Raw genomic sequence first — 15,651 nt, forward strand, 5'->3', positions numbered from 1 at the left:
ACCTGCGCACCGCGAATATTGACCCATTATAGCGATTGCTATAATATAGCGATAACTACATTGTCATTCTCGGGAGGAATTCGATGGGTTTTCAGGTTAAGACGGGGCGTCGTGCGTTGTTGATGCTGACGGGCTGCGCGCTGGTCGTTCCGGCGATCGCGGCAGCGCAGGACGCGGTGCCCGCCGACGAAGGCATCGGTGACATCGTCGTCACCGCGCAGCGGCGCGAGCAGAATCTTCAGGACGTTCCCGTTGCGGTCACCGCCTTTGCCGGCGACGCGCTGTCCGACCTCGGCATCCAGTCGAGCTCCGACATCGCCGGGGTGGTGCCGAACCTCGAGATCGGGCTTCCCGGCGGCGCGGGCAACCAGCCGCTCATCTATATTCGCGGCGTCGGGCTCAGCGACACCAACCGCAACAACTCGGGTCCGAACGGCGTCTATATGGACGAAGTCTATATCAGCTCGCCGAGCGCGCAGACCTTCCAGCTTTTCGATCTCGAGCGCGTCGAGGTGCTCAAGGGGCCGCAGGGCACGCTGTACGGCCGCAACGCGACCGGCGGCGCGATCAACTTCATCGCGGCGAAGCCGAGCCGCGATTTCCAGGCGCAGGCGTCGCTTTCCTATGGTTCGTTCGACACCATCACCGGCGAGGCCGCGATCGGCGGCCCGATCTCGGACAGCGTCCGCTTCCGCATCGCGGGCACCGGCACCCATGCGAACGGCTATATCCACAACCTGCTGACCGGCCGGCGCGAGAACGGGCAGGGCAGTTTCGCGTTGCGCGGCCAGCTCGCGGTCGACGTCACCGACAATTTCGACGCGCTGGTCAACGTCCACGGCGGCCGCGTCGACGTGCGCTCGCCGCAATTCCGCAGCCTCGGCCTGCTCGATCCCGACACCGGCTTCACGACGCCCTGCGCCGCCGACGCGATCATGGCGAACCAGTGCGGCAACGTCCTCGGCTATGTCAGCCCCGAAGGCTTCTACGACGGCAATTACGACCGCAGCGACCGGCTGAAATCGAAAAGCTGGGGTACCGCGGTACGGCTCAACTGGGATCTGGGCGACGTGACGCTGACCTCGATCTCCGCCTATGATTTCGACGACAAGCTGCACCAGGAGGATTCGGACGCCAGCCCCGCCGCGCTGCTCCACCTCACTTATGGCGTGCGGTCGAAGACCGTCACCCAGGAACTGCGCCTGTCGGGATCGACCGGCAGCGTCACCTGGGTCGCGGGCGGCTATTATCTGCACGAGGTGCTGAAGCAGGACCAGACGGGTGACCTGTTCCGCGACCTGCGCGTGCTGACCCCCGACGGCGGCGCCGATCCGGAAGGCCTGACGACCGGCGGCGCGCCGGTCCTCTTCTCGCGCACGCTCAACCGCCAGACGACCGAAGCCGCCGCCATCTTCGGCCAGGCCGAAATCGAGCTGGCGCCGTCGCTGCGTGCGACCGTCGGCGGCCGCTACAATTACGAGCGCAAGCGTTTCCGCGCCGCGGCGCAGTTCGAGGACGAGATCATGACCTTCTCGGACGAGGACGGCAATATCGTGACCGCCCCCGTCCCCGGCGGCATCCTGCCGCTCTATGCGTTCGACAATCGCAAGTCGTTCGACAATGTTTCGTTCAAGGTCGGCCTCGACTATGACATAACCGACGATGTCATGGCCTATGCCACCATCTCGACCGGCTTCAAGAGCGGCGGCTTCAACGGCGGCTATCTGAGCTTCGATCCCGTCGAGGCGGAGGAACAGGCGAAGCCGTTCAACGAGGAAACGCTCACCGCCTATGAAATCGGCCTGAAATCGACGCTGCTCGACCGGCGCCTGCGCTTCAACGCCGCGGCCTTCTATTATGATTACAAGGATCTTCAGCTCTACACGCTGATCAACACCGGCGCGATCCCGGTTTCGCTGCTCGCCAATGCGGCGAATGCGACCATCTATGGCGCCGAGTTCGAGATGATCGCGCGGCCCGTCGACCGGCTCGACATCACGCTCAACCTCGGCCTGCTCGATACCGAGATCAAGGATTTCGTCAGCGCCGGGACCAACTATTCGGGCAATCGGCTGGCGCTGTCGCCCAAGGTCAATTTCAGCGGCGTCGCCAATTACGAGATCCCGCTGTCGAACGCCGTCGCGCTCGCGCTCCAGCCGTCGGTGTCCTATCGCAGCAGCCAGTTCTTCTCGACCGACAACAATCCGCTGCTGAAGCAGAAGGGCTATTGGCTGCTCGGCGGCCGTATCGCGGTCAAGGACGAGGACGGGCGCTGGGAAGCGGCGCTTTTCGGGCGGAACCTGACGCGGAAGAAATATATCAATTTCGCCGTGGACCTCGCCGATTTCGGGTTCGTCGAGCAGTTCCAGGGACAGCCCCGGAGCTTCGGCGTCGAGTTCCGGGTCAAATATTGATGCGCAGGCTGCTGTTGGTCCCGGCGGTGCTCCTGCTGGCGGCCTGCCAGTCGGAGCCGCCGCCGGCGAAGCCGCTGACGCCCGAGCAGAGCGCGGCGCTGAAGCCCGCCGGCGTGCGCCTCGCCGGGCTTTACGAGCAGGCGTGCAAGTCGTGCCACACGGTTCCGGACACCGGCGCGCCGCTGACCGGCGACCGCACGCAGTGGGACGCGCGCTGGGCAAAGGGCGAGGCGGCGTTGCTGGAAAGCACGATTCGCGGGCTGAACGGCATGCCGGCGGGCGGACAATGCTTCGCCTGCTCGCCCGACGACTATACGGCGCTCATTCGTTTCATGGCGGGGAGGGATTGATGGGCAAGGTAACGCGGCGCGCGCTGCTGGTCGGCGGCGGCGTCATCGGAGCGGGCGCGGTCGGCGTCGGCGGTCTGGCCGGACGCAACTGGCTGCGCGATCGCGAGCCGGCATCGCTCGCGGCGCAGGACGCCGAAGGCCGCCTGCTGTGGAGCAACTGGTCGGGGATTGCGCACAGCTACCCCGAAAAGCGAGGCGCGCCGAAAAGCGAGGAGGAACTGCTTTCCATCCTGACCCGCGCCCCCGCGCCGGTGCGTCCGGTCGGGTCGGGGCACAGCTTCACCGCGCTGGTGCCGACCGACGGCACGCTGCTGACCCTCGACGGCATGGCGGGGCTGGTCGGCCATGATGCCGCGACCAATCGCGCGACGGTGCGCGGCGGCACCCGGCTCGCCGACCTGGGCCCCGCGCTCGCCGCGGTGGGGCAGGAGATGGTCAACCTGCCCGACATCAACAAGCAGTCGATCGCGGGGGCGATCGGCACCGGAACGCACGGCACCGGGCGCGGCATCCAGGCGATGCATGGATCGGTCGTCGCGATGCGGATCGCGACCCCGACGGGCGAGGTCATCGACTGCGATGCCGTCACCCGCCCGGAGGTGTTCAACGCCGCGCGCGTCGGCCTCGGCGCCTTCGGCGTCGTGACGCAGGTCACGCTCCAGAACCAGCCGCTCAACCGCATCCTCAAGCGCACCGAGGTGCGCCCTACCGAAGAGGTGCTGGAGGATTGGCCGGCGCTGCGCCAGCGGCACCGCAACGTCGAATTCTATGTCCTGCCCTTCACCGGCCATTCGGTGGTGATCTCCAACGACGTCACCGACAGGCCGGTCAAGCCGCGCGGTCCCGACGCCGACACCGAAACGCTGATGGGGCTGAAGCAGCTTCGCGACTGGTTCGAGTTCGCCCCGTCGCTGCGGCGCAAGCTGGCCGCCGAGGAACTGGCGAAGATCCCGCCCGAGGAGGTCGTCGACGAGGGGTGGAAACTGCTCTCCAACGAACGGCCGGTGCGGTTCAACGAGATCGAATATCATCTGCCGATCGAGGCGCAGGTCCCGGCGCTGCGCGAGGTGCTGAGTGCGATCGAGACACACCGCAAGGACGTCTTCTTCCCGATCGAGGTGCGCGTGATCGCCGCCGACGACGCGTGGCTCTCTCCCTTCTATGGCCGCGAGAGCGGGTCGATCGCGGTCCACGCCTATTATCGCGAGGAGCATGATTTCTTCTTCAGCATCGTCGAGCCGATCTTCCGTCGCCACGGCGGCCGCCCGCACTGGGGCAAGCTGCACAGCCTGAAGGCGCCCGACCTCGCGCTGCTCTATCCGCGCTGGAAGGAAGCGGGCGAGGTGCGCCGCGCGCTCGACCCCGAGGGGCGGATGCTCAACGACTATCTGAAGGGAATCTTCCTCGATGGCTGAGGCTGGACGGACGAGGCGCTGGACGCGCCGGGCGGCGATTGTCGGCGGCGGCGCAGTCGTGCTCGGCGGCGCGGCGGTGCTGGCGTCGCGCAAGGGCGACCATGGTGGCGCTCACGACCGCTATTTCCTCGCGCTGTCGGCGGCGCTGCGCAAGGCGGGGATCGCGCATCCGGTGCTGGTCGTCGACCAGCAGCGGCTCGACCGCAACATCGCCGCGGCGCGCGCGACGCTGAAACCCGCCGGACTGCCGCTGCGCGTCGTCGTCAAGTCGCTCCCCGCGACCGGCCTGATCGACCATGTCGCGCGCGGCCTCGCCACCAACCGCTTCATGGTCTTCAACGGCGCGATGCTCGACAGCATGGCGGGGCGCGCCGATGCCGACCTGCTGCTCGGCAAGCCGCTGCCCGCGATGGAATATGCCGAATTCGTCGACCGGGCGGGCGCGGAAGCGGCGGGCCGTGTCCAGTGGCTGATCGATACGCCCGCGCGGCTGCGGCAATATGCGGAGATCGCGGCGGCGCGCGGGGCGGGGCTGCGCGCCAATATGGAAATCGACGTCGGCCTGCATCGCGGCGGCTTCGCCGACGGCCGGACGCTGGCCGAGGCGGTCGAACTAGCGCGCACCTTCCCGCACGTCGCGGTCGGCGGCCTGATGGGCTATGACGCGCATGTGCCGAAGATGAGCGATCCCGACGCGGCCTACGCCGCCTCGCAAAAGCTCTATCGCACCGCGATCGGCGTGCTGCGCGATAAGCTGGGCGTCGATCCGGCGACGCTGACGCTCAACGGCGCGGGCAGCCCGACCTATGCGCGCCACGCGCAGGGCACGGTCGCGAACGAGGTGTCGGTGGGGTCGGCGTTCGTCAAGCCGGTCGATTTCGACCTCGCGTCGCTCGCGCGCCATGTTCCCGCCAGCTTCATCGCGACGCCGGTGATCAAGGCGGGTCGCATGGAACTGCCGGGCAACGAGTGGCTTACCGGCCCGCTGACCTTCATGGACCCGAATGCCGCGCGCGCCTTCTTCATCTATGGCGGCCACTGGCTCGCGACGCCGGTGTCGCCGCCGGGGTTGCAGTTCAGCGACCTGTACGGCCGGTCGAGCAATCAGGAGATGCTGACCGGGTCCACGCGGGTGGCGCTGAAGCCCGACGACCATGTCTTCTTCCGCCCGAACCAGAGCGAGGCGGTGTTCCTGCAATTCGGCGATATCGCGCTGTTCGACGGCGAGACGATCAGCGGCGTCTGGCCGACCTTTCCGGTCTCCGCCTGACGCTGCGGGCGGGGCTGCTTTGACTTAACCTGATATCGTCATTGCGAGCGAAGCGAAGCAATCCAGAGTGGCGTAAACCGCCCTGGATTGCTTCGCTTCGCTCGCAATGACGGTTATGGCAACGCCGGTCTGTCGCCGCCGCTTATTGCAGCCCCGCCGTCGCGAGCAGGATGCCGAGGCCGACGCTGGCCCCGTCGAGGCTCCTGGTCTTTTCGACGTCGATCCACTCGTCGAGCGAGTGCCCGCGTCCGGCTTCGCCCCCCGACCCGATGGTGATCGCCGGGATGCCCAGGCTCATCGGGATGTTGGAGTCGGTCGATGAAAAGCTCGCGCGCGGGGTCAACCCTTTCGCGCGGATGATCGCCTCCGCGGTGCGCGCGATCGGCGCGGTCAGGGGCGTCTGCCCGGCCGGCCGGTCGCCGATCAGCTTGATGTCGGTGGTGATCGGCCCTTCGCGGGTCGAGCGCGCGGCATTTTCGCCCTCGACGCTCTTGTCGACGATCGCGAGGAAGGCTTTCTCCACCTTGGCGAGTTCTTCGGGACTTTCCGACCGCATGTCGAAGTCCATATAGACCTCGTTCGGGATCGAATTCACCGAAGTGCCGCCGCCGGTGACGCTGGCGGAATAGGTGGTCTTGGGCGTCGCGGGCACCGGAATCCGATAGAGATCGAGGACCGTCTGGCTCATCGCCACCATCGGGTTGACGAGGCCGAAGGCACCGAAGCTGTGCCCGCCCGGCCCCTTGTAGGTGATGCGATAGCGTTTCGATCCGACGCCGCCGTTGACGAAGCGCGACGGATCGGTCCCGTCCATCGAGAAGAAGGATTCGATCCGGTCCTTGTACTTGCCCTTCGCCATCATGTAGCGGACGCCGCGCAGGTCGCCCGGCCCTTCCTCTCCGACATTGCCGACGAAGACGATGTCGCGGCGCACCTTGATGCCGCTTTCCTTCATCGCACGCGCATAGGCGAGCAGCACCGCCAGGCTGCGCGTGTCGTCGCCGATGCCGGGGGCGTGGAGGCGGGTGCCTTCGCGGCGAACCTTGATCGGCGTACCTTCCGGAAACACCGTGTCGAGATGCGCCGCGATCATCACCACGGGTCCGCCCGCGGGGCCGGTGCCGCGATAGACGCCCATGACATTGCCTTCTTCGTCGGTTTCGATGTCGGTCAGCCCCGCATCGCGCAGCATCTCGCGATAGGCGGCCGCGCGCGCCGCTTCCTTGAAGGGCGGCGCCGGAATCTCGGTCAGCGCGATGATCTCCGCGACCATGCGGTCGTGGTCGCGGTCGAGAATCCGGACCGCGGCGTCATAGGCCTTGTTCTTCAGAACCGCCTCGGGCTTCGGGGCGGGCGCCGCCATGGCCGCGCCGGCAGAAAGCATCAGCGCCGCCAGGGGCAGAAAGGCGATATGTCGCATGAAAAATCCTTTTGCTGAACAGGGTCCCGCATCCTCTGGATGCTTCGCCGCGCCCGATGTCAAGAGACGTCCGCCCCGGATGGCGATGCCGTTCGAAAAAGCAGCGCGTGATTTTGCTTGCCTCGTCGCCCCGTCCCGCTCGGCGTGACCTAGCCTGCCCGCACCTCGCGGAACGGAATGGTGCGGTCGATCTCGGGCTCCTTCGGCAGTCCGAGCACGCGCTCGCCGATGATGTTGCGCTGGATCTGGTCGGTGCCGCCGCCGATCGAGGTGAAATAGGCGTTGAGCGACAGGAAATTCGCATCCTCGGCGCGCGGGTGATCGGGGCCTTCGAGCAGGCTTTCGGGACCGAGCAATTCGGTGCGCAGGCGGCCTTCCTCGTGCAGGATGCGGCTCATCGCGAGCTTGCCGAGCGACATGATCGACGACGACGTGCCCTGCGCCAGCTCCGCCTTCGCGCGCTGGGTGTTGAGCTTGTTGAGCACGCGCCATGCGATCACCTGCGCGACGTCCTGCCGCACCACCGGATCGTCCAGCTTCCCGGCCTCGCGCGCCAGTTCGAGCATGGCATGATCGCCCTTCGCCCCGGCGGCGCCCGACCGCGCGCCGCGCGCCATGTCGCCCATCACCGACCGTTCATAGGCGAGCGCGGTCTGGAGCACGCCCCAGCCGCCGTTCAGCGGCCCCAGCAGATTTTCGTCGGGGACGAAGGCGTCGGTGATGAACACCTCGTTGAAATGCGATTCGTCGGTAATCTGGCGCAGCGGCCGCACCTCGACGCCGTCCTGCCGCATCGGCAGGAAGAAGAAGCTGATGCCGCGATGCTTGGGCACGTCCCAGTCGGTGCGGGCGATCAGCATGCCGTAATCGGCAATCATCGCGCCCGATGTCCAGATTTTCTGCCCCGTCACGCGCCAGCCGCCCTCGACCTTCTCGGCGCGCGTGCGGATCGCGGCGAGGTCGCTGCCCGCGCCCGGTTCCGAATAGAGCAGGCACATGCCGACTTCGCCCGCCAGCAGCTGCGGCACGATCACGCGCTTGAAGCTGTCGGTCGCGTGGGCAAGCGCGGTATTGGCCCACAGGTTGCTGCGGTCCTGTCCGGCGCCGGGGGCCCCGGCCGCGGCGAAGGCGCGCTCGACGATCTTCGCCTGCTCGGCCGACAGTTCGCGGCCGTACCAGTCGCGCGGCCAGCGCGGGACGGCCCAGCCCGCGTCGCGGACCTGCGCTAGCCATTCGGTGCGCGGGTCGCGCCCGAAACTTTCCTCGCGCGGCGGCGCGCCGCGCCAGTTGGCGGCGAGCCATGCTTCGACCTCGGCCTGCAAGTCCGCGTCGGTCATGCCGCCATCTCCCTCTGCATCGCGTCCAGCGCCGCGACATAGCGGTCGCGCCAGACGCGGCTGTCACCGAAAAGCTGCACGCCCGACCGCGCGCGGCGCAGATAAAGGTGCGCAGGATGGTCCCAGGTGAAAGCGATGCCGCCGTGCATCTGGATGCCGTCCTTCGCACAGCGCAGGAAGGCATCGGCGCAGGTGAAGGCGGCGAGCGCGACCGCCGCATCCTTGCCCACCGCGCCCTCCGCCACTTGCCGCGCCGCGTCGCGCGCCGCGCTCGTCGCGCTTTCGGCCTCCAGCAGCAGGTCGGCCGCCATATGCTTGATCGCCTGAAAGCTGCCGATCGCGCGGCCGAACTGGTGGCGCTCGCGGGCGTAATCGACGGTGATGTCGAAAATGCGCCGCGCCCCGCCGGTCTGTTCGCCCGCCAGCGCGACCAGCCAGATGTCGCGCGCGCGCCGGGCCGCGGCACCGTCGCCGATGCGCGTCGCGGCGCCGTCGAAGCGGACGTCGGCCATGCGGCGGGTGCGGTCGAAGGTGGGCAGTGGCGTGATCCCGGCGCTCGCCCGCTCGACGAGATGGACGCCCTCGTCGCTGGCGAGGAGGAAGATATCGGCGATACCGGCATCGGGAACGAAGCGCGCCGTGCCCTGTGCCCGGCCGCCCTCGATCCGCACGTTGCTGCCGCCCGTCCAGTCGAGCGCGCCGAGCAGCGCGACCGCCGCGATCGTCCGCCCCGCCGCCAGCGCTTCGGCCAGTTCGCCGTCGAGCAGCACCGATGCCATGGCGGTCGAGATCAGCGGCACGGGCGCGAGCGCCGCGCCCGCTTCCTCCATCACCAGTTCCAGTTCGACGGCGGAAAGCTGCGATCCGCCCGTACCGGCCGCGACCAGCAGCCCCGCGATGCCAAGCTCGGCAAGGCTGCGCCACAGCGCGGGGTCGTGGCCGCTGTCGCTCTCCATGATGCGGCGCACGTCGCTTTCGGTGCACTGGTCCGCGAACAGGCGGCGCACCGTGTCGCGCAGCGCGGCCCGCTCCTCCTGGTTCATCGTCGCGTCGGTCATCGGGCGGTCGCTCCTTCTGCGATGGCGCGGGCGGCGCCGTAGTCGGCCTTGCCGTTGGCCGCGCGCAGCGGCCGGTCGGCGACCAGCAGCCGTTTCGGCACCTTGTATCCGGCGAGCTGCGCACGGACATGGTCGCGCAGCGCTTCGGCGTCGAACGCGGCATCGGCGTGCAACGTCACGACGCCGACGATCGCCTGTCCCCATGTCGGATCGGGCACGCCGACGACCAGCGCGTCGCTGACGCTGTCGTGCCGTTTCAGCGCCTCCTCGACCTCTTCGGCGAAGACCTTCTCGCCGCCGGTGTTGATGCAGCCGCTGCCGCGGCCCAGGAAGGTCAGCGATCCGTCCGCCTCGACGCGCACCCAGTCGCCGGGGATGCAATAGCGCACGCCGTCGATGACGCGGAAGGTCGCGGCCGATTTCTCCGCGTCCCTGTAATAGCCGAGCGGGTTGGGCGGGCCGAGCGCGAGCCGCCCGACGCCCCCCGAGCCCGCGAGGACGGGGCGGTCGGTTTCGTCGAAGACGCGGCAGCGCTCGCCGAGCGTGAAGCTCGCGGTCTTCACCTCGCAGTCGCGCGTCATCACCGACGCGCCGAGACCCAGCGCTTCGGAGGAGGAGAGCACGTCGTTGAGCACCGCGTCCGGCATGTGCCGCAACAGCCCGCGCTTGATGTCCGCGCTCCACATCACGCCCGATGAGGTGACCGACAGCACGCTGCCGAGGTCGTGCGCCTGCGCGCCGCTCTCCAGCTCGGCGAGCAGCGGCCGGCCAAAGCTGTCGCCGACGATCACCAGCGCTTGCGGGCGATGCCGCTCGATCGCCTCGATCGCCTCGCGCGCGTCGAAGCTACGGTGCGTCAGCGTGACGATGCTGCCGCCCGCGACCATCGTCGCGATGGCGGGCAACAGGCCGGTGCCGTGCATCAGGGGGCAGGCCGGCAGGATGCGGGGGCCCGGCCCCAGCTCGCGGATCGACGCCGCAAGCTCGTCGGGGGTGTCGGGAACCGGTTGCAGCGCGCGCGCCGCGCTCACCAATATCTCGCGCAGCTCGCCATGTTCCCACATCACGCCCTTCGGCATGCCGGTCGTGCCGCCGGTATAGATGAAGAGGATGTCGTTCGGCGATCGCTCGATGTCCAGCGGCGCGCCGTCTCCGCTTTGCGTCAGGACTGCGAAATCCTCTGCAAAGCCGGGTGCTGGGGCGCCGTCCGTCACCTCGATCCAGCGCGTCACCAGCGGCAGGTCGGCGCGGATCGCCTCGACATGGTCGCGGAACTCCGCGGCATAGACGACCGCGCGCGCGTCGCTGTCGTTCAGCAGGTAGCGAAGCTCGGCGTCGGTATAGCGATAGTTGACGTTGACCGCCGCCAGCCGCGCCTTGAAGGCGGCGGCCAGGCCGAGGATATATTCGGGCCCGTTCCGCAGGTAGATGGCAAGCGAATCGCCGGCCTTCAGCCCGCCCTCGCGCAGGCTGCGCGCCAGATTGTTGGAGAGGCGGCCGGCTTCGCCCCAGTCGATCCGCCGGTCGCCGTGCAGGCACAGCGGCGCGTCGGGGGGCAGGTTGCGCTCGACGATGTCAAGCATGTCGCCGAAATTGAACACCGCGCTCTCCCCTGTGGATGTGCTGATCCTAATCGGCGAGCAGGCTGTTCATCCGCTCGACGGCTTCGAGATACTCTTCCTTGAAATCCTGCACCACCGCGCCGGCGCCGCGCACCGAGTCGACGAGCCCGACGCCCTGTCCGACGAAATAGGTCACCATGTCGCGCGCCTTGCCGTTGCCCGCCTCGGCCGCGCGGTCGGCGGCGCGCAGCGACTTTTCGCTGATCAGGCTCATCAGCGGCATCGGCAGCGCGCCGGGGCTGTCCGGGCTCTTCTCCCAATTCTCGGTCCACGTCGACTTCAGCTGGCGCGCGGGCTTGCCCGTGCGGCTGCGCACGCGCACCGCGTCGCGGCTGCTGGCGGCGATCATCTTCTCGCGGAACACCGGAGAGGTCTCGCTTTCGGGCGTCGCGAGCCACACCGATCCGGTCCAGGCGCCCGCCGCGCCCATCGCCATGCAGGCGGCCATCTGCTGCCCCGTCATGATGCCCCCCGCGGCGAGCACCGGCACCTCGCGGATCGGCCGGATCGCCTTGATGACCTCGGGCACCAGGACGAGCGTGCTGACCTCGCCGCAATGGCCCCCGGCCTCGGTCCCCTGCGCGACGATGATGTCGACGCCGGCCTCGACCTGCCGGATCGCATGTTCGCGCGCGCCGACCAGCGCCGCCACGGGAACGCCGTGCTGCTTGCCCATCGCGATCATCTCCGGCGGTGGCACGCCGAGCGCGTTGGCGATCAGCCGGATCGGATGCTCGAAGGCGGCCTCCAGCGTCCGCAGCGCCGTTTCGGGATCAAAGGGCTGGGCGCGGTTCCGGCTGACCGGCTCGGCGGGCGGCGGCACGTCGGCATCGGCGAGCAGGCGTTCGGCAAAGTGGCGATGCGCTTCGGGAATCCGCGCCTCGAGCGCGGCGGCGGTCACGCTGCCTTCGCCCCGCGTCGCCATATTCTCCGGCACCAGCACGTCGATGCCATAAGGCTTGCCGTCGACATGATCGTCGATCCACTTGAGCTCTTCGCGCACCGTTTCGGGGGTATGCGCGGTCGCGCCGAAGACGCCGAAACCGCCCGCGCGGCTCACCGCCGCGACGACGTCGCGGCAATGGCTGAACGCCAGCAGCGGAAACTCGATGCCGAGCATGTCGCAAAGCTGTGAGGTCATCGCTCTCTCCACCCTTGTAATTGGTTCGTCAAACGAACTAACTTTGCAAGGGAGGACTGTCAATCCCGCAGGGTGGGCGTCCGGTTGCTGTCGATGATATGGGCGAGCTCCTCGATCCGGTCGAGCAGGCCTTCGGGCTCGTCGATCGCCAGATAGGCGGAAAGGTCGCGGGCGAGCGCGCGCTCGAAGGCGGCATATTCCGCCAGCCCGGCATCGGTGAGGCGCAGCATTTCCGCGCGGCCGTCGTCGGGGTCGGTATAGCGTTCGATCATGCCGCGCTTCGCGAGCCCGGTGACCAGCGCGGAGGCGGCGGGCCGGCCGATGCCGGACATGGAGGCGAGGACGCTGGCGCGGCGCGGCTCGCGCTTCAGCGTCAGCAGGAAGCGATATTGGGCGATGGTCAGCTCCGCCCCCTGGGCAAAGCGCTCCAGCAGCCGGTGCAAAACCACGACCACCCGCGTCAGCAGGATCCATCGTCGATCCGTGTCCAATAGTCTTCTCGCAATCCCTCGAAAGCCGGCCCCCGGTTAGGGACAGTCGGCCACTCGCGTCAACCGGCCCGGCGCATCATCAGCATCGGGCCATAGACCCAGGTGAAGAGGCCGAAGGCGCCGCTCCACAGCAGCGCGGAGAGCATCAGCAGATCGGCGTACAGGTCGGCCGCAAGGGGCGCGGCGACGCGCACCAGCGCGGCCGCGTGGACAAGCAGCAGCGCGGCCGCCGCCGCTGCGCCGCCGCTGCGGGCGCGCCCCGTGTGGCTGAGCGTGGTGCGCGCCATCATCGCCAGCGTCATCGCGCCGATCGCGCCGGCGGTCAGCGCGTGGATCGCGCTGGTTACGGGAACATGCTGCGGAAAGCCGATCGCGGCGCCCAGCAGGACGAAGCCGACCGCGAGCCACAGATAGGCGAGATGAAGCCCCCAGACCAGCGGCTCGCGCCACGTTTCCCAGCCGCGCCACCGCGCGAGGCGCAATCCCGTGCCGATGCCGGCGGCGGCGAGGAGTAGGCCCGTCATCGGCGCGTCGGGAAGCGCCAGCCATGCCAGCAGGGCGCCTGCGGTCAGCCATGTCGCTGCCCGGTCGAGGCGGCCGTGCGGCGCGGGTTCGCGCGGCGCCTTGCGCTGGGCCAGCCAGTTGCGCGTGAAGCTGGGTACCAGCCGCCCGCCCATCACGGCGATCAGCAGCGCGATCATGCCCAGCGCCAGCCGCTCCGCCACCGGCCCCGCCCCGGGCCATGCGAAGCGGAGGTGGAAGGCGATATTGGCAAGCGCGAGCGCGGTCACGACAAGGCACGGCACCAACCCCTTGCCGTTGCGCGCGGCGATCTGCTCGCGCCACAGCGCCGCCGCGAAGACCGGCAGGAAGGCGGCGTCGATCGTCATCGTCACGCCGTTCCCGGGCTCCGCCAGCAGCATCGCCGCGCGCCCGGCGAGCCACAGCGCGGCGAGCGCCGCGACCGGCGCCCCCGCGACCGGATAGCGTCCGGTCCAGTTCGGCCCGGCGATGATCATGTAGCCGGCGATCACCGCGGCGGTATAGCCGAACAGCATCTCGTGGACGTGCCAGTCGCGTGTGACCGCGCCCGCCAGCGGACCGCCCCCCGACAGCACGGCGATCCACAGGGGCACCGCAAGCGCGGCAAAGACCCCGGCGAGCAGGAAAAAGGGGCGGAAGCCGAAGCTGAACAGCGCCGGGCCGCGATAGGCGCGGATGATCTGCGCGGTCGTCCGCATCGTCTCGCGCGCGCGGCTCTGTCCCATGTCGCCCCCTTGCCGTTCCGGATGAAGGATAGCTTTTTCCGGCGCGAAGGGAAACGCGCATGGGTGAACTTATGCGTGAGCGATGCTTGCTCCGGTTCCTGATCCATCGGTGCTTGAAACCAGGCTCCGGTCTTCCAGCCGATAAGAAGCCGTCACGCCCCTTGAGCTGGTTTTTCAGCCGGCGGCATTTGGAGCGAGGGTTCCGAGAGGCGGCCTCATTCTGATCCGATAGTCAGATCGATCCATTTTATCGTTCCCGGACGCGTCGTCATTCGGGACGATGCATGAGAAGAGAATGGCGAAGAACAGCCGATAAAAAGTATGGTCTTCTTTGGGCCGCCAATGGCGACGGAATAGGCGGTGCATCCGGCCGGCAAGGAAATCCGCTGAATGGCGCCACGGTTCCGGATGCAACGGATGGCGCTTCCCGAAGAAGCTCCAGCGACCCAGAGCGCTCCTGTTTCCTCGATCGCGATCCCGTCCGGCGTCTCGCCGTCCATCGCTGCCCAGGTTCGCCTCGACCGAAGGTCGCCATCGGCAGCGATGTCGAATGCCGTCAGCTTCCCCGCGACGCTTTCTGCGACAATCAGCGATCGGTCGCTGTAGATCGCCATGCCGTTCGGGAAAGCCAGGCCGTCCGCCGCTACAAAGGCGGATCCATCGGGCCGGACGGCACAGATATTGCCGGGCCTGAAGCGTTCACCCGCCCATATGTCGTACCCCATCGAGCCCACATAGGCGCGGCCCTGGGCGTCGACGATCATGTCGTTGGCATGCGCGAGGGCCAGCCCGGTCAGGTCGGCATGCAAAACGGGCCGTCCCTTGACGACGGCCAGGATTTGCTGCCGTCGCATCGACACGACGAGCAAGGTTTTGTCGGGCAGCCAGCCCAGCCCCGATGGATTGTCGTCGAGTTCCAGCTCGATTCTCATTTTTCCTTCGAGATCGACCGAACACACGCGCTTGGCTTCGATGTCGGAAAACCACAGCCGGTCATCATGCCAGCGCAGTCCCTCGGGAAGGACCAGGCCGGCCGCGAGCTCGTTCAGCCGCGCAGTATCTTCTTGTCCCATCCGCGCTGCCTGTAGAGACGATCGAAATTGGGTTGTCCGGTCTGCGCCGTCACGCCGCCATCGATCGTCAGCGTCGTTCCGGTGATGTAGGAGGCGTCGCTCGATGCCAGAAAGGCTATGCCGGCCGCCATTTCGTCGGCGGTTCCGACACGGCCCATCGGAACAAGCCGCTCATAATCCTCCATGATCGCGGCATCGCGAAGGTGCGATTTCAGCATGGCGGTTCCGACACCCCCGGGACAGATGCAATTGACCCTTATGCCTTCGCCGGCGTGATCGACCGCCATGTTGCGCGTCAGATTGACGACGCCTGCCTTGGCGACATTATAGGCGGCGAGCCCCGGGTCGGCGAACAGTCCGGAAATCGAAGCCGTGTTGACGATGCAGCCCCCTGCGGTGCGCAGATAGGGCAGGGCCGCCCGACTGCCGAAGAAGACGGCATCGAGGTCGACCGCCATCGTCCGGCGCCACTGTTCGGCGGTGATCTCGTCGACATGGCCGAAGCATCCGATACCCGCATTGTTGACCAGCACGTCGAGGCGGCCGAGCGATTGCGCCGCATCGTCGATGAAGCTGCTGATCGCGTCGATGTCGGAGACATCCACCGCGCGCAGGGTCCTGGCGGATTCGGCAATGCCGGTGCGCGTCACCATCTGCGCGAGCGCATCCTCGCTGAGGTCGCAGAGCGCGAGGATCGCACCTTCGGCGGCGAAGCGACGCGCCGTCGCTTCGCCGATCCCCGATGCCGCGCCGGTGATGGCGACGACCATGCCCTCGAAACGTCGCACGGCC

At 68.0% G+C, this 15,651-nt stretch carries 13 protein-coding genes; 4 read left to right on the plus strand and 9 right to left on the minus strand.

Translation table 11 applies throughout. The features are described from left to right. The first annotated feature begins 83 nt into the window (after nucleotides 1–83). From C3E99_RS02320 to C3E99_RS02335, 4 genes are read left to right on the plus strand one after another with little or no spacing between them, the layout of a single operon-like run. Entirely contained in the window at nucleotides 84–2,414 is a 2,331-nt protein-coding gene (locus C3E99_RS02320) for a TonB-dependent receptor (protein WP_083675010.1), read from the plus strand. After that, nucleotides 2,414–2,764 (plus strand): c-type cytochrome, encoded by a 351-nt coding sequence (locus C3E99_RS02325; RefSeq protein WP_199775053.1) that lies wholly within the window; start codon nucleotides 2,414–2,416, stop codon nucleotides 2,762–2,764. Before C3E99_RS02320 ends, C3E99_RS02325 begins: the two co-directional genes overlap by 1 nt. Continuing rightward, on the plus strand, nucleotides 2,764–4,179 hold the full coding sequence (locus tag C3E99_RS02330; RefSeq protein WP_076074212.1) for a D-arabinono-1,4-lactone oxidase: 1,416 nt from the start codon (nucleotides 2,764–2,766) through the stop codon (nucleotides 4,177–4,179). Before C3E99_RS02325 ends, C3E99_RS02330 begins: the two co-directional genes overlap by 1 nt. Next, complete coding sequence (locus C3E99_RS02335) at nucleotides 4,172–5,449, plus strand: alanine racemase (RefSeq protein WP_076074215.1); 1,278 nt, start codon at nucleotides 4,172–4,174, stop codon at nucleotides 5,447–5,449. Before C3E99_RS02330 ends, C3E99_RS02335 begins: the two co-directional genes overlap by 8 nt. A 142-nt stretch (nucleotides 5,450–5,591) precedes the next feature. Here C3E99_RS02335 and C3E99_RS02340 read toward each other — a convergent pair whose 3' ends face one another. The 9 genes from C3E99_RS02340 to C3E99_RS02380 form a co-directional block, all read right to left on the minus strand. Continuing rightward, nucleotides 5,592–6,869, minus strand: coding sequence for a M20/M25/M40 family metallo-hydrolase (locus tag C3E99_RS02340; RefSeq protein ID WP_076074218.1), 1,278 nt, complete (start codon nucleotides 6,867–6,869; stop codon nucleotides 5,592–5,594). 149 nt (nucleotides 6,870–7,018) lie between these two features. Continuing rightward, nucleotides 7,019–8,206 (minus strand): acyl-CoA dehydrogenase family protein, encoded by a 1,188-nt coding sequence (locus C3E99_RS02345; RefSeq protein ID WP_076074220.1) that lies wholly within the window; start codon nucleotides 8,204–8,206, stop codon nucleotides 7,019–7,021. Then, nucleotides 8,203–9,264, minus strand: coding sequence for an acyl-CoA dehydrogenase family protein (locus C3E99_RS02350; protein WP_076074223.1), 1,062 nt, complete (start codon nucleotides 9,262–9,264; stop codon nucleotides 8,203–8,205). The genes C3E99_RS02345 and C3E99_RS02350 overlap by 4 nt, the downstream gene beginning before the upstream one ends. Beyond that, nucleotides 9,261–10,865: an AMP-binding protein gene (locus tag C3E99_RS02355; RefSeq protein ID WP_234002565.1), complete on the minus strand. Its 1,605-nt coding sequence runs from the start codon at nucleotides 10,863–10,865 to the stop codon at nucleotides 9,261–9,263. The genes C3E99_RS02350 and C3E99_RS02355 overlap by 4 nt, the downstream gene beginning before the upstream one ends. Before the next feature lie 28 nt (nucleotides 10,866–10,893). Then, nucleotides 10,894–12,027, minus strand: coding sequence for a nitronate monooxygenase (locus tag C3E99_RS02360; protein WP_067108263.1), 1,134 nt, complete (start codon nucleotides 12,025–12,027; stop codon nucleotides 10,894–10,896). Between the two features lie 59 nt (nucleotides 12,028–12,086). Further along, on the minus strand, nucleotides 12,087–12,482 hold the full coding sequence (locus C3E99_RS02365; RefSeq protein ID WP_158682065.1) for a MarR family winged helix-turn-helix transcriptional regulator: 396 nt from the start codon (nucleotides 12,480–12,482) through the stop codon (nucleotides 12,087–12,089). A gap of 95 nt (nucleotides 12,483–12,577) precedes the next feature. After that, complete coding sequence (locus tag C3E99_RS02370; RefSeq protein ID WP_199775055.1) at nucleotides 12,578–13,786, minus strand: NnrS family protein; 1,209 nt, start codon at nucleotides 13,784–13,786, stop codon at nucleotides 12,578–12,580. A gap of 215 nt (nucleotides 13,787–14,001) precedes the next feature. Continuing rightward, nucleotides 14,002–14,859: an SMP-30/gluconolactonase/LRE family protein gene (locus C3E99_RS02375; RefSeq protein WP_076074231.1), complete on the minus strand. Its 858-nt coding sequence runs from the start codon at nucleotides 14,857–14,859 to the stop codon at nucleotides 14,002–14,004. Continuing rightward, on the minus strand, nucleotides 14,832–15,647 hold the full coding sequence (locus tag C3E99_RS02380; protein ID WP_067181582.1) for an SDR family NAD(P)-dependent oxidoreductase: 816 nt from the start codon (nucleotides 15,645–15,647) through the stop codon (nucleotides 14,832–14,834). The genes C3E99_RS02375 and C3E99_RS02380 overlap by 28 nt, the downstream gene beginning before the upstream one ends. Nucleotides 15,648–15,651 lie beyond the last annotated feature (4 nt).

The organism is Sphingopyxis sp. MG, assembly GCF_002953155.1.
GTDB lineage: Bacteria > Pseudomonadota > Alphaproteobacteria > Sphingomonadales > Sphingomonadaceae > Sphingopyxis > Sphingopyxis granuli.

What these genes read in the sequence shown, in the direction of transcription:
- C3E99_RS02335 (WP_076074215.1), top strand. Translation starts at nt 4,172, where the DNA reads ATGGCTGAGGCTGGACGGACGAGGCGCTGGACGCGCCGGGCGGCGATT.
- C3E99_RS02330 (WP_076074212.1), top strand. Translation starts at nt 2,764, where the DNA reads ATGGGCAAGGTAACGCGGCGCGCGCTGCTGGTCGGCGGCGGCGTCATC.
- C3E99_RS02325 (WP_199775053.1), top strand. Translation starts at nt 2,414, where the DNA reads ATGCGCAGGCTGCTGTTGGTCCCGGCGGTGCTCCTGCTGGCGGCCTGC.
- C3E99_RS02370 (WP_199775055.1), bottom strand. Translation starts at nt 13,786, where the DNA reads ATGGGACAGAGCCGCGCGCGCGAGACGATGCGGACGACCGCGCAGATC.
- C3E99_RS02350 (WP_076074223.1), bottom strand. Translation starts at nt 9,264, where the DNA reads ATGACCGACGCGACGATGAACCAGGAGGAGCGGGCCGCGCTGCGCGAC.
- C3E99_RS02320 (WP_083675010.1), top strand. Translation starts at nt 84, where the DNA reads ATGGGTTTTCAGGTTAAGACGGGGCGTCGTGCGTTGTTGATGCTGACG.
- C3E99_RS02340 (WP_076074218.1), bottom strand. Translation starts at nt 6,869, where the DNA reads ATGCGACATATCGCCTTTCTGCCCCTGGCGGCGCTGATGCTTTCTGCC.
- C3E99_RS02375 (WP_076074231.1), bottom strand. Translation starts at nt 14,859, where the DNA reads ATGGGACAAGAAGATACTGCGCGGCTGAACGAGCTCGCGGCCGGCCTG.
- C3E99_RS02345 (WP_076074220.1), bottom strand. Translation starts at nt 8,206, where the DNA reads ATGACCGACGCGGACTTGCAGGCCGAGGTCGAAGCATGGCTCGCCGCC.
- C3E99_RS02360 (WP_067108263.1), bottom strand. Translation starts at nt 12,027, where the DNA reads ATGACCTCACAGCTTTGCGACATGCTCGGCATCGAGTTTCCGCTGCTG.